General features: G+C 59.9%; 15 protein-coding genes. 2 read left to right on the top strand and 13 right to left on the bottom strand.

The genetic code is table 11. The features are described 5' to 3' along the window. Nucleotides 1-232 precede the first annotated feature (232 nt). The 10 genes from OC605_RS10575 to OC605_RS10620 all read right to left on the bottom strand — a co-directional run bounded on the left by OC605_RS10575 (nucleotide 233) and on the right by OC605_RS10620 (nucleotide 14,323). On the bottom strand, nucleotides 233-3,184 hold the full coding sequence (locus tag OC605_RS10575) for an autotransporter serine protease (protein WP_262136961.1): 2,952 nt from the start codon (nucleotides 3,182-3,184) through the stop codon (nucleotides 233-235). A 222-nt stretch (nucleotides 3,185-3,406) separates the two neighbouring features. After that, nucleotides 3,407-4,777, bottom strand: coding sequence for a TolC family outer membrane protein (locus tag OC605_RS10580; RefSeq protein ID WP_262136962.1), 1,371 nt, complete (start codon nucleotides 4,775-4,777; stop codon nucleotides 3,407-3,409). Between the two features lie 2 nt (nucleotides 4,778-4,779). Further along, entirely contained in the window at nucleotides 4,780-6,129 is a 1,350-nt protein-coding gene (locus OC605_RS10585; RefSeq protein ID WP_262136964.1) for an HlyD family type I secretion periplasmic adaptor subunit, read from the bottom strand. Further along, a complete protein-coding gene (locus OC605_RS10590) occupies nucleotides 6,126-7,901 on the bottom strand; it encodes a type I secretion system permease/ATPase (protein WP_133336196.1) in 1,776 nt (591 codons plus the stop codon). The genes OC605_RS10585 and OC605_RS10590 overlap by 4 nt, the downstream gene beginning before the upstream one ends. A 201-nt stretch (nucleotides 7,902-8,102) precedes the next feature. After that, nucleotides 8,103-8,531, bottom strand: coding sequence for an AprI/Inh family metalloprotease inhibitor (locus OC605_RS10595; protein WP_186569070.1), 429 nt, complete (start codon nucleotides 8,529-8,531; stop codon nucleotides 8,103-8,105). Between the two features lie 91 nt (nucleotides 8,532-8,622). Continuing rightward, nucleotides 8,623-10,068 (bottom strand): serralysin family metalloprotease, encoded by a 1,446-nt coding sequence (locus OC605_RS10600; RefSeq protein WP_122746144.1) that lies wholly within the window; start codon nucleotides 10,066-10,068, stop codon nucleotides 8,623-8,625. A gap of 463 nt (nucleotides 10,069-10,531) precedes the next feature. Beyond that, complete coding sequence (locus OC605_RS10605) at nucleotides 10,532-11,617, bottom strand: polyamine ABC transporter substrate-binding protein (RefSeq protein ID WP_262136968.1); 1,086 nt, start codon at nucleotides 11,615-11,617, stop codon at nucleotides 10,532-10,534. Nucleotides 11,618-11,672: 55 nt separating this feature from the next. Further along, a complete protein-coding gene (locus OC605_RS10610) occupies nucleotides 11,673-12,017 on the bottom strand; it encodes a cupin domain-containing protein (protein WP_262136970.1) in 345 nt (114 codons plus the stop codon). A 31-nt stretch (nucleotides 12,018-12,048) separates the two neighbouring features. Then, nucleotides 12,049-13,455, bottom strand: coding sequence for an NAD(P)/FAD-dependent oxidoreductase (locus OC605_RS10615; RefSeq protein WP_262136972.1), 1,407 nt, complete (start codon nucleotides 13,453-13,455; stop codon nucleotides 12,049-12,051). A gap of 52 nt (nucleotides 13,456-13,507) precedes the next feature. Further along, nucleotides 13,508-14,323, bottom strand: coding sequence for a helix-turn-helix domain-containing protein (locus OC605_RS10620; protein WP_262136974.1), 816 nt, complete (start codon nucleotides 14,321-14,323; stop codon nucleotides 13,508-13,510). Nucleotides 14,324-14,588: 265 nt separating this feature from the next. Between OC605_RS10620 and OC605_RS10625 the strand changes: the two genes are divergently transcribed. Next, nucleotides 14,589-14,861, top strand: a complete 273-nt coding sequence (locus tag OC605_RS10625; RefSeq protein WP_039761582.1) for a DUF1652 domain-containing protein — start codon at nucleotides 14,589-14,591, stop codon at nucleotides 14,859-14,861. Between the two features lie 49 nt (nucleotides 14,862-14,910). Here the strand turns inward: OC605_RS10625 and OC605_RS10630 are convergent, their stop codons facing one another. Next, nucleotides 14,911-17,385: a UvrD-helicase domain-containing protein gene (locus OC605_RS10630; RefSeq protein WP_262136976.1), complete on the bottom strand. Its 2,475-nt coding sequence runs from the start codon at nucleotides 17,383-17,385 to the stop codon at nucleotides 14,911-14,913. A gap of 257 nt (nucleotides 17,386-17,642) precedes the next feature. Between OC605_RS10630 and OC605_RS10635 the strand changes: the two genes are divergently transcribed. Further along, the gene (locus tag OC605_RS10635) at nucleotides 17,643-18,338 is read left to right on the top strand and encodes a pirin family protein (protein ID WP_186569074.1); all 696 of its coding nucleotides are present in this window, start codon (nucleotides 17,643-17,645) and stop codon (nucleotides 18,336-18,338) included. 54 nt (nucleotides 18,339-18,392) lie between these two features. Here the strand turns inward: OC605_RS10635 and pgm are convergent, their stop codons facing one another. Beyond that, on the bottom strand, nucleotides 18,393-20,039 hold the full coding sequence (gene pgm, locus OC605_RS10640) for a phosphoglucomutase (alpha-D-glucose-1,6-bisphosphate-dependent) (RefSeq protein WP_262136977.1): 1,647 nt from the start codon (nucleotides 20,037-20,039) through the stop codon (nucleotides 18,393-18,395). Between the two features lie 108 nt (nucleotides 20,040-20,147). Next, on the bottom strand, nucleotides 20,148-21,548 hold the full coding sequence (locus OC605_RS10645; RefSeq protein ID WP_056789812.1) for a PLP-dependent aminotransferase family protein: 1,401 nt from the start codon (nucleotides 21,546-21,548) through the stop codon (nucleotides 20,148-20,150). Between the last annotated feature and the right edge of the window lie 47 nt (nucleotides 21,549-21,595).

The raw sequence follows: 21,595 nt of genomic DNA on the forward strand, positions 1-21,595 counted from the left end.
CCACGACCTTCCTTAGTGATGTTGCGAAAAATCCGGTTGCCTGTGCTGCCGTTGATCGTTCCCACGCTCTGCGTGGGAATGCCTCTAGGGACGCTCCGCGTTCCAATGGGACGCAGACCGTCCCGGGCTGCATTCCTTTGCTGCGCGTGGGAACGATCAACACAGGTTTTGCGACTGCTGCGCAGTCGAGCGGGGATAAATCCCCTCGCCACAGTGGCTCAAACCCATGTAATCAGAACTGCCAGTTCAGGCTCAGCCCTACGCCATGCAGCTTCTCGCGGCTGGCCAGTTGGCCGTTGTAATCGAGGTTGACCCGAACGTCCTTGCTCAACGCCAGACTGGCCTGCACGCCGAGCAGCGCGGCATCACGCACCAGCGCCGAGCTCTCCACTGAGTACGGCGTGCCGCCGCTGGCAAAACGCAAATGCTGCTCTGATTCGATATCGCTGAGGCTGTGCTGCCAGCCGAGACGGGCGCTGACGTCCAGCGCTTGCTGGCTGGAAAGGTGGAAGGTTTTGCTCGCCCGCACGCCCAAGGTGCTCAACACCACATCGCGCTGATCGCCCGAGCTTTTCAGCGCAGCGGCATCGCCCTTTTCGGTGAAGCCTTCGGTGTCCAGATGCAGGTAGGTCAGGTTGGCGAACGGTTCCAGCGCCAACGGTTGCAGCTGCAAGCGATACGCCGCTTCGGCGAAAACCTGAGTGGTGGTCGCATCAAGCTTGGCTTTCTGCTTGGCGCTGACCTCGTCGTATTGCAGATCGCGCTTCACATCGCCGCGATGCCAGCTGTACGCCGCACCGCTGCTCAAGCGCCAGGCACCCAGATCGTGCCCGGCGTAAGCACCGAGGTGATAGCTGTCGACTTCTGCCGAAGAATGCGTGCCCGAGCCCATGCTCAAGGAGCTGTCGCTGTAGCCGGTGACCAGACCGATGCGGGTCTGCTCGTCCAGCGCGCCGTCGACACCCGCCAGCAGCCCGCCGATCGAGGTGTTGTAGCCGGCCGTGTCGTGGCCCGAATCGGTGCTGCCCCAAGCGCCGAGGGCTTTGATCCAGCCGTTGCTGCGAGTCGCCGATTCATCGTGCAGCCGCTCGCCAACCGCATCACGCAACTGGCGGCTGTCGTTGATCAGCATTGTCCCCAGCGCTGGATAAATCTCGCCGCTCAGTTGCTGGAAGGCTTGCTGCGCCGAGGCTTGAGTCGGTGCACGAAGCACGCTTTCGTAAACCGAATTGCCAGCGCCCAGCCCTTCGACTGCCGCGGCCACCGAACGCTGGTTCGGCGTTTGCCCGACGCTGGCGAAGCTTGTCGCGTTGCGCTGGATATTCAGCTGAATGCCGGTTGCGGCGTAGTCGAGGGCGCCGCCGATGAACAGGTAGTTCGGCAGTACCTCGCTGAACTGTCCCTGTATGCCTCCGGCCGCTTGCAGGATGTTGTACTGGCGGCCGAGCAGGCTTTGCGCTTCGGCGCTGCTGAGCAAGGTCGGGCTGTTTTCCAGCGCCAGGCTGACGCTGGCGCCGCTGACGGTTGCCGTGCCGCCGGCAACGATGCGGTCGCTGCTGGTGGGCGATAGCTCGACGGCGTAAGTCGAGCCCGAGTTGAGTGTCACGTCGCCGGCGACGTTCAAGGTGCCGATGGAATTGCCCGGTGCAACCCGGCCGCCGCTGTTGGCGGTCAACGCACCTATGCGTCCGGAGCCGCCGAGGGTGCCGCTGTTATTGACGGTGACCGCTGAAGTCAGCGAACCGTTGACCGTCAGCAGACCGCCGTTGACCGTGGTCGGGCCGCGATAGGTGTTGGCGCCGCTGAGCAGCAATTGCCCGGCGCCGGACTTGATCAGGCTGCCCTCGTACACCCGGTTCGCCGCTGCCGCATCACGCAGCATGCCGACGGCGTAATCGGTCTGGTCCTGCTGACTGGCGCCGGCCGGCACACCGTTCTGCCAGCCTTTGTCCTGCAGGGTTTGCTGCCAGGCGCTGTGCTCGGCGACGTCTTCGCGCTGGCGCTGGAGCAGCGCGTTGTCGGAGATGTCGTTGCTCCAGACATCGCGCTGCCCTGCCCCCAGATTGGCATCGAACGCACCGAGCAATTGCCCCGGCCCGCGCATCGCCCGGTCGAGGTTGGCGACGCCCCAACCGACGCGCTCGTTCGGTGCGTCGGTGATCGAGCCATCGAGCTGGGTGGCGGTGGTCAGAAGCACCTCGAGCGCCTGCTGGCTGTTCATGTACGGATAGCGTTCCATCACCAGCGCCAAGGCGCCGGTCGCGTGCGGCGCCGCCATCGAGGTGCCGGACTTGATCGCATAACCGCCGCCGGGAATGGTGCTGTCGATCTTCGCCCCCGGCGTGGTGATGCACCAGTATTTGGCGATGCCGCACTGGTTGTACTTCTGCTGATTGCTCTGATCGAGCCCGGACACCGCCAGCCAGTGACCTTCCAGATCCGGCTGAAAGTACGGCAGCGCCGAGCGTACGCTGGCGTTCGGGTAACCGCTGTTGCCGGCGCTGAACACATTGATCACACCGCGCCGCGAAACGTCGGCAGCGGCGTCGAGCCAGGTGCCCTTGTTCCAGTGCTGCGCGTAGGCGGCGTGCAGATCCGCCAGGGTGCGATAGCTGACATCCGGCGGCTGACTGCCCCAACTGTTATTGATCGCCCGCACGCCGGCGTCGGCAAGGCTGTCGTAGACCGCTTTGAAATAACGCGGATCAGGGCTTGGACCGAAGAGGAAACTGTCGTTCTTGTTGGTGTTGCCGACGTAGATCTGCGCGTTGTACGCCACGCCGTGCATGCCGCTGCCGTCACGGGTTGCGCCCATGGTCCCGACGACGTGGGTGCCATGGGAATCATTGTTCGGGTTGAGCGTGCCGTCGACGTTGAACGCTGAGCCATCGACGTAGCTGCCGCTGGCCGTTACCGGGTGATAACGGTCGGCGGAGAATTCCGGGTGGGCGGCATCGAAACCGGAATCGAGCGCGCCGATCTTCACGCCCTTGCCGGTGATACCGGCTGCGTAGGCTTGATCGGCCTGCATGCGTTGCAGGCCCCAGTCGCGCAGGAACTCGGCACTGCGCCAACTGGCAGGATTGCCGGGCTGGCCGGATTCCAGGTATTGGGCCTGAGCCTGGTTTGCAGAAATCACAAGCAACAGGGTACCGAGCGAAATCGGCTTGATGTGTACGTCCATGGTCATCATTCTCGTTTTTGTTGTTTTGTTCAGGGCTGAATTGCGGTGTCGCCTGTTCCCCTCACCCCAGCCCTCTCCCAAAGGGAGAGGGGGCCGACCGTGTTGTCTTCTGTTATTCAGCGACCCGAGAAAACCAGTCGATTACGGATTCAGCACAGCTCGTTCAAGTCGGTGCATCTCGCCAATCTCCCCGGGTCGGTTCCCTCTCCCTCTGGGAGAGGGTTAGGGTGAGGGCTGTTGCGCGACCACAAATGCTTCGTCCACCCGCGCCAGATCCTGCTCATTCAGCGTCCCGGCGTAGTAATGCAATTTGGTCCAGGCCATCAGGTAGTCGTAGCGCGCCTGGGCCAAATCCCGGCGGGTGGTGAACAGTTGCTGCTCGGCATTCAACGCATCGAGATTGGTGCGTTCGCCGCCCAGAATGCTTTGTCGGGTCGAGACCACCAGCGCCTCGGCCGACTTCAGGGCCTTCTGATAAGCGCGCAATTTGCTCACCCCGGACAGGCACGCGCTGAACTGGCGGCGCAGTTCGATCAAGGTTTCTCGGGTTTTGCCATCCAGTTCGTATTCAGCCTGTTCCATGGTGCGGCTGGCCTGCCGTGTGGAGGCCGATACCCCGCCGCCGGCGTACAGCGGCACGCTGACTTCCAGGCCGATGGTGTTGGTTTCGTAGCGCTGGTTATAGGCGTTGCCGCTTTCGGACTCGTTGTCGCGCATCGAGGCATAAGCACTGCCTTTCGGCAGATGCCCGGCGCGGCTGCGCTCGACTTCGTCGCGCGCCACTTCCACGGCCTGCCGCTGCGAAGCGAGGTTCGGGTTGTTGCTGATCGCCAGTTCATGCCAGGTGTCGAAGTTGGCCGGTTGCAGGGTGAAGGTCTGGAATTGCTGACCAAGCGGCGCCAGATCGCCGATGTCCACCGCCGACACGCCCACCAGCGCGCCCAGCTCGCGCAAAGCGGCATCCTGCTCGTTGCGCGCTTCGATCTCCTCGGCAGTCGCCAGCTCATAGCGCGACTCGGCTTCGAGAATATCGGTGCGCGTGCCCTCGCCCTGCTTGAACATGTGTTCGTTCTGCTGGAACTGCTGTTCGTAGGCCTTCTTCTTCGCCTGGGCGATGTCGATCTGGTCCTGGGCGAACAAGGCTTTGGTGTAGTTATCCAGCACGCGCACCAACAGTTCCTGACTCTTGCCGCGAAACGCTTCGTCGGCGAACAACGACTGGGCGACACCTTTGCGATATGCCGCATAAGCCTCGTAATCGAGCAGCGGTTGCTGCACCGTGAGCGCCGAGCCGTAACTGTTGTAGTTGCGCTCATCGGTGCGGTTGCGCGCACGATCATCCAGAGACGTCGCCTTGGAAGAGTTGCGGCCCTTGTTGTAGGTGTAACCGATCCGTGGCAGCAGCCCGGCGCGGCCAATCACGCGGTTTTCCAAGCCGGCATCGCGTTCCTTGATTGCACCGAGGAACACCGGATCGTTGCGCAACGCCTGTTCGTAAATCTCGAATGGCCCCATGGCCGCGACTGCCGCGTGACTCGCGAGCAGCGTCATTGCGGCCCCCAGCATGCAAAGCTTTTTCATACAGCCGAACATCCTTATTCCTCGGTCAACGCAGAACCGGCGCGATCAAGCAGCGGTTTGAACAGGTAGTTGAGGAGTGAACGCTCACCGGTGCGCACGAACATTTCCGCCGGCATGCCGGGCTTGATCACCAGACCGTTGAGCTTTTCCATCGCCTGATCACTGACGCTGCTGCGCAACACGTAATACGGCACGCCGGTTTTCTCATCGACCATCTGGTCGGCGGAGATCAGGCTGACTTCGCCGGGCACGCGCGGGGTTTTGCTCTGGTTGAACGCGGTAAACAGAATGTCCACCGGCAAATGCGTGCCGACCTTGTCGATCAGGTTGATCGGCAAGTGCCCTTCCACTTCCAGGGTGGTGCCTTGGGGAACGATCTCCAGCAGGGTTTCGCCCTGACGCACCACGGCGCCTTCGGTGTGCACACCGAGGTTGACTGCCACGCCATCGGCGGTGGCGAGGATCTCGCTGTGTTGCAGGTCGAAACCGGCGGAGGTCAGCTGCTCGGACAGCGTCACGCTTTTCAGCTGCGCATCGGCCAGTTGCGTGCGCACTTCCTTCTGGTATTCCTCGCCGTGCTGCTGCAACTTCAGGCGCGATTCAAGGATGCCCTGCTCCACGCGGCCGCTTTCGCCGGTGTTTTCTGCCAGTTGTTGCTGCACTTGCGACAGTTGCCGCTGGTAGTCCATCAAGCGGTTGCGCGGGATATAGCCGTTGTCGGCCAGCGGTTGCAGATTGCTCAACTGTTGCTGCAGTGAGCTGGCCTGGGCATTGAGGTCGCTGCGCGCGCGGCGCATACCGGCCAGTTGTGCGGTGGCGCCTTCGATGTTGGCGCGCAGTGCCGCTTGCTCCCGGGAGAACGCTTCGCGGCGGCTGCTGAACAGTTGCCGCTGGCCTTCCAGCACCAGCGCCAGGCGCGGGTCCGGGTCGTTGCTCAATTCAGGCGGGAAGGTCACTTGTTTGAGGTTGTCGCGCTCGGCCTGCCAGCGCGCGAGGCTGGCCCAGGCCATGCGGTACTGCGCCTGCAGCGATTGCACGTCGGCAGCCACTTGCGTCTGATCGAGGCGAAACAACGGCTGGCCCTGCTTCACGATCTGGCCTTCGCGCACCAGAATCCGGCTGACCACGCCGCTGCTCATCGACTGCACAGCCTTGCGTTTGCCCGACACCACCACGGTGCCCTGCACTGGAATGCCCTGATCCAGCGGCGCCAGTGCGGCCCAAGTGAAGAAGCTGCCAGCGCCGACGATGGCCAGAATCCAGCCCAGGCGCGCGAAGAATTTCGCATCGCGTTCCGGGCGCTCGGTGAGGTAGGCGTGTTCCATGCTCGCTTCGTTTTCAGTGTTCATGCTGGCGCTGCTCATACACCCGAATTCCTTGTCGTGGGCTGATACTGCCGGCTCATGCTGAGCCCGCCCGGTGCTTGTGCGGCTTTTTCGCGTTGCTGTTCCTGCTGGCCGGAAAGTGCTTTGAGCACATCCTGACTTGGGCCGAACGCCTGCAAACGACCATCGTTGAGCACGAGCAGTTTGTCAGCCTGAGCCAATACCGAAGAACGATGCGTCACCAGAATCACCGTGGTGCCCTGCGCCTTGAGTTGCGCAATGGCGCTGGCCAATGCGGCTTCGCCGACGGTGTCGAGATTGGAATTGGGTTCATCAAGCACCACCAGACTCGGCGTGCCGTACAGCGCGCGGGCCAGGGCCACGCGTTGCTTCTGGCCGCCGGACAAGCCGCTGCCGTCCTCGCCCAGTTGCGTGTCATAACCTTGCGGCAAGCGCAGGATCATTTCGTGAACGCCGGCCTGTTGCGCGGCGGCTACGACTTTTTGCGGATCGGCTTCGCTGAATCGCGCAATGTTCTCGGCGATGCTGCCGCTGAACAATTCGATGTCTTGCGGCAGGTAACCGATGTAAGGACCAAGCTGATCGCGGTTCCAGCGATGAATATCAGCGCCGTCGAGGCGCACGGTGCCGCCCAGAACCGGCCACACACCGACCAGCACCCGAGCCAGCGTCGATTTGCCAGAACCGGAAGCGCCGAGCACACCCAGCACTTCACCAGCACTCAGATTGAAATTGACCATGTGCAAAGTGGCTGCACGCTGCCCGGGCGGGCCGGCGCTGACTTGTTCGAAAGTAATCTGGCCTTTCGGTGCCGGCAGTGCCATCGCCTCGTCGCTGGGCGGAAACGCCTGCAACAGCGCATCGAGACGGCGATAAGCCAGCTTCGCCCCGCTCCACTGCTTCCATACGGCGATCAGCTGATCGATCGGGCTCAGCACGCGGCCCATCAGGATCGAACCGGCGATCATCATCCCCGCAGTCATGTCGCCCTTGATCACCAGCAACGCGCCCAGGCCCAGCACCAGAGATTGCAGGCACAGGCGCAGGGTCTTGCTCAGCGAACTGATCACCGCGCCGGTGTCGCTGGCCTGGTTCTGCAAGCCGAGAAAGCGCGAATGCACGCCGAACCAGCGTTTGCGCAGGGAGCCGAGCATGCCCATCGCCTGAATGGTTTCGGCGTTGTGCAAGTGGCTGGTGGCCAACTGGCTGGACTGCTGGGAAAACCCGGCAGCCTCGCCCAGCGGCTTCTTGGTCATGTATTCGTTGAGGCACGCCAGCGCGATCAACAACAGCGCGCCCGCCGTCGCCAGCACGCCGAGCCAGACATTGAACAAATAGATGACAAACAGATAAACCGGGAACCACGGCGCATCGAAGAAGGCGAACAACGCCGGGCCGGTGACGAACTGGCGGATGTGGGTCAAGTCACCCAGCGACTGCCCGGCGTTGCCTTCGCCTTTGAACAGGTTGCGTTCGAACGCGGCTTGATAGACGCGCAGATTGAAGCGGCGCTCCAACTGGCTGCCGATGCGGATGACGATAAAGCTGCGGATCACTTCCAGCAGCCCGATAAAGGCGAAGAAACCGACCACCATCAACGACAGCATTGCCAGGGTGGTTTCGTTCTGTGACGACAGCACCCGGTCATAGACTTGCAGCATGTAGATGGACGGCACCAGCATCAACACGTTGATCAGCGCGGTGAAACAACCGACGCTGATCAAGATGCTTTTATAGTCACCCAATGCCTTGATTAACGGAGCGGTGGCTGGGGCCTTCGCCATCTTCATTGATTCTTCCTGAACAGTATTCATCGCGCCTGCGGGGCGAGACTTCAATTAATTAAGCGACCATCCCGGAATACACTTCCGTGGCGCCCATTTAAATTTTCATGACAACTAGCGCTGATTGATGCAGCGCAGTTGATTTGTTTACCTTGCTTATAACCATGCGACGAATCGCTATAGCTATATCGGTTTGTAAAAGGCAGATCAGTTATCGGGCGCCGTACGTTCCAGCGTGACGATCAGCCCGGACTTCAAAGTCGCCAGATATAACCCATCACGTTGGCGGCTGAAGAACTGGATTCTTGAGCCTTCGTGACCGGTGATCGACAAGCCGTCAGGATCAGGAAACCAGCCGATCGGAGCTTGCTCGAGCCATGCACCCAGACAGTCTGCGCCCTGGCCAACGGTCTTGTTGGCGAGCAGTTCGACGCTACAAGTATTCGAGGGCTTGTCCTGGAGCTTTTGCGCTCGCAGGTCATCGACTGTGCTGGACAGTGTTGCCTGCCACTTTCCGGCAAACACGGAGGGTTCTTCGAGTCTGAGGCTGCTTGCCATGCTTGTCGCTCCGGTCATCATCAGCGTGACTGCCATCAGCCATGCCATCGTCGTGTCAGTTAAAACGTATCGAGTCATAGGAAACTTCACTCCCGCTCGTAGCCTTGCTCGGCGATCAGTCCGATGCAAGCGAAGAAAGCGACGCACGAGGCGCCGCTTTCCTTTCACATCACGCCACGATGTCGCTGGTCGCAGCCTGGCCCACGGTGCTGACGATGAAATCAGCCACGCCATGCCCGGAGAAATCCACCGACAACAGGCTGTTGCCGCCCGACGAGGTCAACACGGCATCGCCGGCCGAACCGGTGAAGCTGTTGACGAAGTGCAGGCCCGCGCCGTTGGTGATGCCGGTCAGGTCGATCTTGTCCAGACCACTGACGAAATCGAGAATCTGATCGATCGCACCCGGCTTGGAGTCCGAGCTGGCGGCGAACACGAAAGTGTCCGATCCAGAACCGCCCCACAGTTTGTCAGCACCACCAGCGCCGTACAGGATGTCGTTGCCGGCACCGCCCTTCAGTTCGTTGGCCACGCTGTTGCCGATCAACAGATCGCTGCCCGAACCACCAATCGCGTTCTCGATGACCGCACCCTTGGCAATCGACACGTTGCCGACCATGCCGCCAACGTCGGAGAACGAAGCGCTGTTGAGGTTGATTTTCTGATTCTGGGTAAACCCGGAAAAGTCCAGGGTGTCCTTGCCGCCGGCATCCCACACCGAGAACACCACTTTGTCGCTCGACGACGACGCGCTGAGGAAATCGCGGCCGGTATTGGAGTTGAAGCCGTAGGTGGTGTCGCCGGTGCGGGTCGTGGTGTTGGCGCCGTAGAGTTTCTGGATGGCTGCGATGTCGTCCATCAGCGGGCCGGACGAATAGGCTTCGACGCCGCCCTTGCTGAAGTTCTGGTTGGTGTTGCTCTCGCTCCAGTAACTCATGACGCTGTAGCCACGGGTGTCCTGGCCATAAGTCGCATCGTTGTAGGTCGGGTTGCCATTGCCGGCGTTGTAGTCACCGGGGTGCGCAAGGCCAAGGGTGTGGCCGATTTCGTGGGTCAGGGTCTGACGACCGTAGTTGTTCAGATCCGGGTTCTTGTTCTGCGTGTAACCGCTGTTGATCAGGTACCACGAAGTACCGTCATAACCAGCGCCGGTCCCCGGCAGATAGGCAAACGCCGCAGCGCCATCCTGGCCACCGCTGTAGTTACCGAAGGTCATGTGCCCGTCGCCGCCCGAGGCTCTCTCGGTGAAGGTGACATTGGCCACGTCGGCCCAGGACTGCATGGCGAGCTTGGCCTGCGCCTGCTGCTGCGCGCTGAACTGACTGAACCCGCTGATGCCGTGCTTGTTCATCGTGCTGTTCGAGGCCGAGGTCAGGAACGTATAGGTGAGTTCGATCTTGCCGCTGCCGTCCTTGTCCTGGTAGGCAGCGCCGTCACGCAGCAATTGCGTAGCCGCCTGGTCGACGGTGTACGAGGGTTTGCCATTGACCGTGAGGTTGCCGCCACGATCATACTGATGGCTAAAGCTATTGATCTGGTTGTACGCCGAGCTGAACGCGGCCAGCTGGAAAGCCTGTTCGGCGGAATCAACAGCGTTGGTTTTAACTTTCGACATAAACACACTTCCTTGTTTAGCAATGGAACAGTTTTTGTCCGACAGGACGATCTTTGGCGAGATCGTCCTATCACTCGCCCAATGAAGGCGTAACGAACCTGACACAATTTGAAATCTGTCGTAAAGAGTTTTTTTGCGATCCAATTTGGCTGTATCAGGAAACTGCCGTAAACAAAGCGTGCGGGGAGGAAAGATTGTTTTTAGTTGTAGCAAGGCTGCAAATTGTCTGACGATTTTCTATTTAAATATTAAATATCGGTAAGTTTGGATTTGTTGGGCAAGTCACACTTTCAGTCAGCGGTGCCAGTGCTTTGATATCAACTATCCTGATTCATTGAATAACGAATGTGGGAGCGAGCCTGCTCGCGAAGGCGCCAAGCCAGTCAACATAAGTGTCGAATGACAAACCGCTTCGCGAGCAGGCTCGCTCCCACAGGGGTCTTGTATGTTGGCCTGAAAAAACTCAGCTACCGGTGCGAATCTTGTTCCACACCCTCGTACGAATCCGGTCGATATTCAACGGCATCGCCTCCAGCGCAAATAGCTTGCCCATCATTTCCGCGCTCGGGTAAACCTTGGTGTCGTTCTTGATCGCCGGGTCGATCAGTTTGTCGGCTTGTTCGTTGCCATTGGCGTAATGCACATAATTGGTGATGCCGGCCATGACATCGGGGCGCAGCAGGTAGTTCATGAAGGCGTAGCCGGCCTTCTCGTCCGGTGCGTCGACGGGCATGGCGACCATGTCGAACCAGATCGCCGCGCCTTCCTTGGGAATCGCATAACCGATCTCGACGCCGTTCTTGGCTTCCTTGGCGCGATTCTCCGCTTGCAGTATGTCGCCGGAAAAGCCCACCGCTACGCAGATGTCGCCGTTGGCCAAATCACTGGTGTACTTCGAAGAATGGAAGTAACTGACGTAGGGCCGCACTTTCATCAGCAAAGCTTCGGCTTTCTTGTAGTCTTCGGGATTTTTGCTGTGGTGCGGCAGGCCCAGATAGTTGAGCGCCGCCGGGAGCAGTTCCGGGCCGTTGTCGAGGATCGCCACGCCGCACTTCTGCAGTTTTTCCATGTATTCGGGCTTGAAGATCAGATCCCAGGAATCCACCGGCGCGTTGTCGCCCAGCACCGCTTTGACCTTGGCAATGTTGTAGCCGATACCGGTGCTGCCCCACAGATAAGGGAAACCGTGCTCGTTGTCAGGGTCATTGGTTTGCAGGGCCTTAAGCAGCGCTGGATTGAGGTTCTTCCAGTTCGGCAACTGACTCTTGTCGAGTTTCTTCAGCGCCCCACCCTGAATCTGCCGCGCCATGAAGTGGTTCGACGGAAAAACCACGTCGTAACCGGATTTGCCGGTCATCAACCTGCCGTCGAGGGTTTCGTTGCTGTCGTAGACGTCATAGGTGACGCCGATGCCCGTGTCTTTCTGGAAATTCTTCGTGGTGTCCGGGGCGATGTAGTCGGACCAGTTGTAGACCTTGACCGTCTCGGCTGCATGACTGACGGAAGCGGCCAGCAGCAGCGGCGCCAATGCGAGGGTTTTCTGGATCATGGGGCGATTCCTGTATGGGCTTTTTTTGTTGGCAGGCAATCAAAGGATCAAACAATCAGAAAATCAGCACGTAGCTCTTGCGCACGGTTTCCTGGATATCCCAGATCCCGAGCGTGTTGGCTGGCAACATCAGTGCGTCGCCGCCTTGTATGTGCAGGGTTTCGCCGCCACCGTCGGGGGTGAAGGTGCACCGCCCGGAAATGAAATGGCAGAACTCCTGCGCGGTGATCTGCCGCCGCCAGCGGCCCGGGGTGCATTCCCAGACGCCGGTTTCGACACCGTCGTCGCGCTCGACACTGGTGGTCGAGGCAATTGCGACGGGTTCGCCGAGGGGCACGGCGACCAGGTTGGATTCCTCGAGCTCAAGCGTGGCGGTGTTCTTGAATTGGGTGATGCTCATGGCGTGACCTGTTTATTGAGGGAAACGACGTTCAGTGCATGAAACCTTCCATGAACCCGGCAACCCGGCTGGCGAGCTTGCGCCGCCAGGGCGCGGTCGCGGGATTGGCCAGGGTCTGGTCTTCGTGCACGAAACTTTTGATGATCGCGTTGTAGCCGAGCCAGCGGCATGGCTCTGGCTCCCAGGCACGCAGCGCATGAATGCCACCGTCGGGCAGGACCCACGGTTGTTGGGTCAGCTCGCTGTCGCGCTCAAGAATCAGATCGGCCAGCGTCCGGCCGCCGAGATTGCTGGCACCGACGCCCTCGCCGCCATAACCACCAGACAACGCGATGCCGTTGGCGCGGTCGCAGAGCATGTGCGGCTTGAAATGCCGCGACATGCCAAGGTTGCCGCCCCAGGCGTGGGTGATCTGCACATTTTTCAGCTGCGGGAACAGTTCGCCGAACAGATAGCGGCGCAGCTCGACCTCATCGCGGGTCAGGTTGAAGTCGTGGCGCAGCTTGCCGGCGAACTGATACCCGCCACGGGCGCCAAAGATCAGACGATTGTCGGCACTGCGCTGGCCGTAGGTGACCTGGCGGCTGAATTCACTGAACGCCTGGCCGCGATTGAGGCCGATTTCGTCCCAGGTCGCAGCGGACAGCGGCTCGGTGGCGACAATCAGGCTTTGCACCGGCAGCTGATAGCGGCCAAGTGGCGGCAGCGTCACCGAATACCCTTCTACCGCCGGGACGATCCAGCGGCTGCGCACGCTGGCCTTGGCGGTACGCAGGCTGCCGGGTTGCCAGTGGGTGACCGGGCTGTTTTCGTAGATTTTCACGCCCATTTTCTGCACGGTCCGCGCCAGACCACGGACCAGCTTCGCCGGGTGAATGGTCGCGACATGAGGGGCGAAGATGCCGCCGTAGGGCTTGGCCACGCGGATCTGCTGGGCCAGTTGCTCGGGGCTGAGCCAGCGATAATCGTCGTCGGTCAGCCCCTGGGCGTGGAGCTTGCTCAGGTAATCGCGCAGAACGGCTTCCTGCTCTGGGTAGCGCGCCGCACAATAAAGCACCCCGCCCTTACGGTAATCGCAGTCGATGCCTTCGCGTTCGAGGACGATCTCCACTTCATCGGGGATGCTGTGCAGCAGATCGAACGACGCCCGGCGCTGCTGCGGCGATAAGCCTGCGAGCAAACGATCCTCGCCCAGCAAATTACCCATCAGCCAGCCGCCATTGCGACCGGACGCACCGAACCCGGCGGTTTGCGCCTCGACGATGGCGATATCCAGGCCGGGCGCCTGTTTTTTCAGGTAGTACGCTGTCCACAGTCCGGTGTAACCGGCGCCGATGATTGCCACGTCGACGTCCAGGTCCCGCTCAAGCGCAGGCCGTGCCAGCAGCGGCTCATCGAGCTGATCCATCCACAAACTGATCGTGCGCCACGCCGACATGCCAGACTCCGCCATTGAAAACTTTCGATGGCGTCGATCCTAGTGGCTGCCTTCAGTGCATGTCTTGCGCGCGTGCCCGCAGAGAAATTTGTTTGGCGTAGGCCTTGGGCGACTGGCCGGTGTGTTCGCGAAAGCATTTGTAGAACGCTGACAGCGAATTGAAGCCGGCGGCAAACGCCAGCTCGTCGACACGCAACGGCGGCGTGGCGCTGTCCAGCGCACGCAGCAAATGCTGCAGGCGCGCCTGATTGACGTAGCGATAGAAGCTTCGCCCGAGCACCTGATTGAGCAGATAGGAAATCTGATTGCGGCTGTACCCGCACTCCTTCGCCACCCGTTGCAGGTCAAGCTCAGGGTCAAGATAAGGCTGCTGCTTTTCGAAATACTGCTGCAGGTCTTCGGCCATGAAACTCAGTTGGCGCGGTGACAGACCTAGCCGACTGACCGCCGGGCGCTGACTCTGTGCCGAACTGCCATCGGCTTGGGTACGCACCAGCGAGGCGTACTCGTTGACGCGCCAGATCAAGCCGTCCTTGACCGTGATCGCTTCGCTGGAGCGAAACGACACCAGGCCATCGCCGCCGCGCAAGGTCACCTCGTACTGAATGAACGCGGTGTTGCCATCCACCCGGATTCGGTCGCAATGCTCGAGCAGTTCGTCGGATTCTCGCGGCATGCTCACGCGCACGTAGTCGCGTAACTCATCCAGACCGAGCACCCGGTTCTGAAAGAAATCGTTGTACTGGATAGCGGCGTGATAAAGCGCCATGACGCTGTCCAGATCCCGGTGTTTCCAGCTCAGGTGATAGCGCATGACCGTGGCGGCCGTGGCCTGGGTCTGTTCTGGGCCGTCGTCATCGGCGTGCATAAGCGGCTCGGCGAAAAAGAACCGAGCTTGCCCAACTTCGTCTGCCGCTTCAATGAAAAATCCATGGTGGCGTTTTGGCGATAATCGATGAGCCAGTGACTTACATCAAAAAATGCGAATCAATCGCTAAACGGACTGAAAAAACTCACAGTTTTTTCACACACGGATGCTACTTTTAAAGCTCAAGCACTGGTTGAGCCAATGAAGGCTCTTCCCACCTAACATGAGCAAAAGGAAGCGCTCGATGAAGCAGGCGGGCAACACCATGAATAAAGGGTTCAGCAAAGTCACCTTTCCAAACGCTTGCCAGCTGATGCGCTGGCATTTTCATCCCATGGGTTTCGAGGCGACGATGGATGCGCCGGGCAGCATGATCGCCCGTCTGTTCGACCGTGCCAGCGGCGAAACCATGATCGCCATCGCCGGCATTCCGTGCGCAACGGTGATGAACGCGGCGGACGTCGAGCGCATCATCGAAGCCATCGAAGATGAGCTGGAAGCCTTCACTCCTCCGGAATCTCTCAAGAACTACGCATAACCACCTGATTTAAAACAAAAAGCCCGCAGCGATGCGGGCTTTTTATTGGTCAGGCGCTGACCTTTTCGCATCGATGGTCGACGAAGAAGGGTTTGCCCTTGGCGACTCGATCCGACGCCCTCGGCATGTTTACCGCTTGGGTTTCCTGCGTTTCGACATACCAGTAGCAATGACTGACGGCGCGTGTGATACCGACGTAGGCAAGGCGCAGGATTTCGTCCTTTTGCGCAGTGTCGTACGGCTCGCTGTCGCCGGTTTTACCCAATCCCGCCATGCGATAGACCTGATTCTTGTACGGAGAACTGGTCAGATGCTGGCAATCACCCAGCAGGAATACCGCATCAGCCTGCAAGCCTTTGGCGCTGTGATAGGTCAGTTGTTTCAGCCGCCGCGCGTTGTAGGGCAAGCTCGAATCTACATTAAGTAGCGGCTGAATATGCTTCTCTATCAGTAACTTATCGCTGCTTTTTCGATAAAGCATCAAGATTGAATCGCCGCGCCGGTAATGCTCGGCCAGGCGCAGACTCAATGCTTCATCATCCCGCTCAAGCACGTTGACCGGGTGAAGCGGCTTGGGCTCACCACTGGCCTTGGCCTTCTTGCCTGCGATTGCCGGCGCTGCACGGACGATGTGTTCGGCGGCGTCGATGATGTGCTGATGGCTGCGATAGTTGTCACTGAGCATCACTCTCGTGGTGCTCGGTGAAGGAAATTCCTTATTGAACCCCATGAAGTAGCTCGGCGAACTGCCGCGCCAACCGTAAATCGATTGCCAGTCATCACCGACACACAACAGCGACGACCGCTGCGCCCCTCGCCCAACGTGCATGGCCGGGCCACGGCTGCGGATTTCATTGAGGCTGGCGCGAATCCACGAAACGATCTGCGGCGATACGTCCTGGAACTCATCGATCATCAAATGCGCCATAGGCCGCAGCAACTCATCGCTGAGCAGCTTGAGGTTTTCCGGCGAGTGCTCGCTGAACAGCGCGAACATGCGGTTGTAGGTCATCACTGGCGGTTTCTGATCCAGCAGGTGATCTTCAAATGCGCGCCAGAACAGGCTCAGGGCCTCAAAGAAAAAGCGATCGGGATCGTCCTTCGCGAAGCTCATCCGACTGACCGCGTCCGGTACATCCAGGCCGAGGTTTTCGATAAAGCCTGCTGCGGCGACAAAACAATCCAGCAATGGCGCCGATGCCAGCTCGCCTTTGACCTTGTAATCGAAGCCTGGACCAGCGCTGGCATCTCCGGCCAACGTCGCAAGAACGCGCCTGGATGACTCGTAACTATCCAGCCATATCAATGGCTTACGACAGAAAGCTTGAAACAGCGTGCGCTTGACCGCCCACTCTGCACGGACACTCAGCTTGGCGTTGGGACGGGTCAGCTGGGCGTTTTCCCTGGGATCAAAGCCGAGCACCACCCAGGCATCGAGACCGGGAATATAGCCGTGAGCGTGGAACTTCGAACCATTGATTTCGAAGGCCTGCCGATTCGACTCGATGCCTTTGATGGGCCACGCCCCTGCACGAAACCATAAATCTTCAATCACATCGCAGAGTTCTTCATCGCGCTTTGCTGCCAGTTCGGTGACCGCCATGCGTTTCTGCACATCGGGGTGATCGCGTTCCAGTTCCTTTAATTGCAAACCCGCGCGGGACAGCGGCTGGATCAACTGGCGGAAACGCTCATCGTCGTTGAACAGCCGGTGATAACAAGCATTAAGTTGCTGGCGCTGCGCGTCATTGATACGCAGGTCAAACGGATTGCTGTGGACCTCCTCTGCGCCGCTTTGCGGGCGATCGCTGAGGTTCTCGAAGGCCTGCAAACGCTCGAAACCCGGCAGGCTGCGGACCATCGGCAGGATGCGTGAGTGGAAGGTTCTGACCAGCTCGCGGGCCTGCTTGAGGTTCAGCGGCTGCCCCCACAGCGTGAAGATTTCGATGAGTTTGTTGATGAAGTCCTTGCGCGATTCGCGGGTGAAGGTCACCACAGTCATCGAATCCAGCTCAAAACCCAGATAATGGCTGAGCAAGAGAATGCGCAGCACCAGCGTGGTCGATTTGCCGGCGCCGGCACCGGCCACCACCGAGGTGGACGGCGTATCGCTGAAGATCATCTTCCACTGCGCGGCGCTGGGCTGGGCGTGGGCCGGAAGCAAACGGGCGACGTCAGCCTTGATGCGCTTCTTCAGTTCCGCCGTCAGCGGCAGGCGCCAGTCATCGAACAGGTGGTTATCGACGCTGGGCGGCCGATGCTCAGTGTTGCGGCTGTCGCGAATCAGCAGCACCTGGCGGCCTTCCTCCAAACCCTCAAGCTTGCCCTCCTTGAAACCGTATTCGACGCCCGCGGTGTGGCCACTGCGAAATCCGTCGGCTTGCCCGTGCAGCCACGACGCCCGGTGCTGGGCGCGCAGCTTGGTCAACCCGTGACCAAAGAATCGCGCGGCCAGACGTTTGAACCAAGGCATCTCGGCCAGTGGACGAAGTTCAGGGGGAAAATCGGGAATGTGTTGCGCCACGCTGACGGACTCCAGGGTGTGAGGCTGTGGCGGCTATGGTGTCTGGATTTGCCGTCCAGTTCTAGCGAAATGCTTACAGGTCATCGGTTTAGGCGACGAATTGAAAGTCGGATAAGACGATTTCGAGGCGCATTCCCATCAAATAACCTGATCATGATGCGGCAGTTTTTGCGCTTTTTTTCGATGATTGCCTGATAGATGATCGTCGTCATCAACCACGGGGCCCGCCCCCTGACGACCCTTATTAGGAGACGATCATGCTTGAACTCAGACCCTTCAGTTCGCTGGGCGGCGCCCATCATGGCTGGCTGGACGCGCATCACCACTTTTCCTTTGCCGAATACTACGATCCGCAGCGGATGAGCTGGGGCAACCTGCGCGTGTGGAACGACGACATCATCGCCGCAGGTACCGGCTTCCCGCAGCATCCGCACCGCGACATGGAAATCATCACCTACGTGCGGGAAGGTGCCATCACGCACCAGGACAACCTCGGCAACAAGGGCCGCACTGAAGCTGGCGACGTACAAGTGATGAGCGCCGGCACCGGCATCGCTCACAGCGAGTACAACCTGGAAGACAAGGAAACCAAGATCTTCCAGATCTGGATTCTGCCGACCGAAACCGGTGCGCCGCCGTCGTGGGGAGCCAAGCCGTTTCCAAAAGGCGAGCGTGAAGGTTTTGTCACATTGGCCAGCGGCAAGGACGGCGACGATGAGAGCCTGCACATTCGCGCCAATGCACGTCTGGTGGCGGCAAACATCAAGGCCGGTGAAACCGCCGAATACCGACTGGATGAAGGGCGTCGCGCCTATCTGGTTCCGGCCACGGGCGTAATCGAGGTCAACGGGCTGCGCGCGCAGGCGCGTGACGGTGTGGCGGTAGCCCATGAGCAAGTGCTGACGGTCACGGCGATCGAGAACAGCGAGATCGTACTGGTCGACCTGGCTTGATCTGCAGGCAATAAAAAAGGGCAACCATTACGGTTGCCCTTTTTCATGTGCGCATCATTTGCTGGAAATGGCGCCGTCTACCAGAGTTTGCGCCTCGGCCACCAGTTGCTTGAGGTGGTCGTCGCCAAGGAAGCTTTCGGCGTAGATCTTGTAGATGTCTTCAGTGCCCGAAGGACGCGCGGCGAACCAGCCGTTCTCGGTCATGACTTTCAGACCACCAATGGCCTGATCGTTGCCCGGTGCATGGCTGAGGATGCTCTGGATCCTCTCACCCGCCAGCTCGGTCGAGGTGACCTGTTCCGGCGCCAGCTTGCTCAGCAGTGCCTTTTGCTCAGGGTTGGCCTTGGCGTCGACACGTACCGAGAACGGCTCGCCCAGTTCATCGGTCAGCGCGCGGTAGGCCTGGCTTGGATCGCGCCCGGTGCGCGCGGTCATTTCGGCGGCGAGCAAGGCTGGAATCAGGCCATCCTTGTCAGTGCTCCACACGCCGCCGTCCTTTCGCAGGAACGAGGCGCCAGCACTTTCTTCACCGCCAAAACCCAGCGAGCCATCAAACAGGCCATCGGCGAACCATTTGAAACCGACCGGCACTTCGTACAGGCGACGGCCCAGGCGCTTGGCCACGCGGTCGATCAAACCGCTGCTGACCACGGTTTTGCCGACAGCGGCATCGGCGCGCCATTGCGGACGGTTCTGGAACAGGTAGTCGATGGATACCGCCAGATAGTTGTTCGGCGCGAGCAAACCACCGGACGGCGTGACGATGCCGTGGCGGTCATGATCCGGGTCGCAGGCAAACGCCACGTCGAAGCGCTCTTTCAGGCCAATCAGGCCCTGCATCGCGTGGCTGGACGACGGGTCCATACGGATTTGGCCGTCCCAATCGACGGTCATGAAACGGAACGTTGAATCGACCTGTTTATTCACCACTTCCAGGTCGAGACGGTAGTGTTCGGCGATGGCCGACCAGTAGCGCACCCCTGCTCCGCCCAACGGATCGACACCCAGACGCAGCTTGGCGTCGCGGATGGCATCGAAGTCGATGACGTTGATCAGGTCGGCGACATAGGTGTTCAAGTAATCGTGACGATGGGTGGTGCTGGCTTTGAGCGCTTGCTCGTAGCTGATGCGTTTGACCCCGGCCAGTTTGTTGGCGAGCAGTTCGTTGGCCTTGGCTTCGATCCACTTGGTGATGTGGGTATCGGCCGGGCCACCGTTGGTTGGGTTGTATTTGTAGCCACCGCTTTGTGGCGGGTTGTGCGACGGCGTGATGACGATACCGTCCGCCAGGCCAGAGGTACGGCCGCGGTTGTAGCAGAGAATGGCGTGGGAAACTGCCGGGGTCGGCGTGTACTCATCGCCTTCGGCGATCATCACGGTGACGCCGTTGGCGGCGAGGACTTCCAGTGCGCTGGCGCCGGCCGGGGTCGACAATGCATGGGTGTCGATGCCGACAAACAGCGGTCCGGTGATGCCCTGGGATTCGCGATACAGGCAGATCGCCTGGCTGATGGCCAGAACGTGCCACTCGTTGAAACTCAAATCGAACGAGCTGCCGCGGTGGCCGGACGTGCCGAACGCCACTTGCTGGGTAGAAATCGATGCATCAGGCTGGCCGGTGTAATAGGCCGTAACCAGTCGCGGGATATCGACCAACAGTTCTGCCGGTGCCGGTTTGCCCGCAAAAGGACTGAGTGTCATGCAAAAACCTCTGAAATCGGAGTGGTTCAGGAAATGCAGCGCAGTTTACTGGCAGTTTGACCACTGTGCGACGGGATGTATCCGAAACTCGCCCGATGTTTTTTAACGTTATTGACCGGGTGACAGGCGCAAGGCATCGCCGAGCAAGCCGATGACACTCGGCAGATCCCGCTCGCCGTGGTGCAACGCGCTTATCCGCAGATGATCCGCATGCAGACCTTGCAGGCTGAACAGCTCGCCGGGGGCCACGATGATCTGTTGCTTGAGCAGGCGACGGAACACATTCGCCATGTCGACCGGCCGTAACGAACGCACCCACACCGTCGCCCCGCCCTGCGGCTCGACTATCTGCAGCGTATCGCCCAAACGTTCGTGCAGAACCTGGATCAACACGGCTCGCCGCTCACCCAGCATCCGCCGCAGCACAGATAAATGCTGATCAAGCCGCCCGCCATTCAACAACCGGGCAATCGCCTTTTGGCGGATCGGCGACAAGCGAAATGCGCGCAGCAGAAAATGGCGTTGCAGCGCCTCACGCCAGTGACGCGACAGGACAAAGCCGAATGGCGCTTCAGCGCCGATGAATTTCTCGAAAGTGGAAAACACCAGCAGACGCTCAGGATCAAGCCAACTGCGCAAACGCTGTGAATCATTGCGCTCGTCAAGCTCGCTGTAGCAGTCGTTTTCCAGCACCCAGACGCCATGTTGATTGAGCAACTGCGCGGCGGCCTGCTGACGCTCATGGGTGAAACCCTTGCCGTGGGGCATGCTCAACACTGAAGACAAAAGAACCAGACGTACTGGCTCGTTCTCCAGCAGCGATTGCAGGACCGACAGGTCAAGCACGCCTTCGGCCAGCAATGGCCATTCGATCACGCGCACCCCGCACGACTCGAGCAGACGCAATATCACCCAGTCGCACGGTGATTCGACAATTACGCTGGCGTGACGCAATTCAAGCACCGAAATCAGAATTTCCAGGACCCCGCGCAGATCAGCACCGATATAGATGTCATCGGCATGCCAGAAATGCTCTGTCGAACTCGTGTACCGCGCTGCCAGGGCAACCCGCAATTCCAGCTCTCCGCAAGGTTGCACGAATGTCTGTAGCTGACGCGGATATTGGCGCAGAAGCTCACGTTCCAGCGTCAACAACGGACTGTCCAGCGGTTGCAGCGAGGCCGGTTCGTCGGCGCTTAACACACACATTCCGGGACGTCTGGCGTTGACGTACACGGTCTCCAGCAGATCATTGCCGTTGCCGGGCGCATCCATGCTGAACAGCGCTTGCGCGTAATACCCTGACTTGGCTATCGAATAGACTCGACCTTCCTTCTCCAGAAGCGAATAGGCGTACTGCACCGTTGAAATGGAGACATTCAGTCGATCCGCCAGTTGTCGCAAGGAAGGCATGCGTACCGCCGCACCACCTCCGGCGTCATCAATCAGCGTGGTCAGATATCGATAAACTGCCTGATAAACAAAGTCGTTGTCCCGCGCGCTTTTCACACCCTCATTTCCGTAGATATCGGTTCACAACCCAGGCTCCGGCTCAC

This window comes from Pseudomonas sp. Marseille-Q5117, from assembly GCF_946901175.1.
Lineage (GTDB): Bacteria > Pseudomonadota > Gammaproteobacteria > Pseudomonadales > Pseudomonadaceae > Aquipseudomonas > Aquipseudomonas iranensis.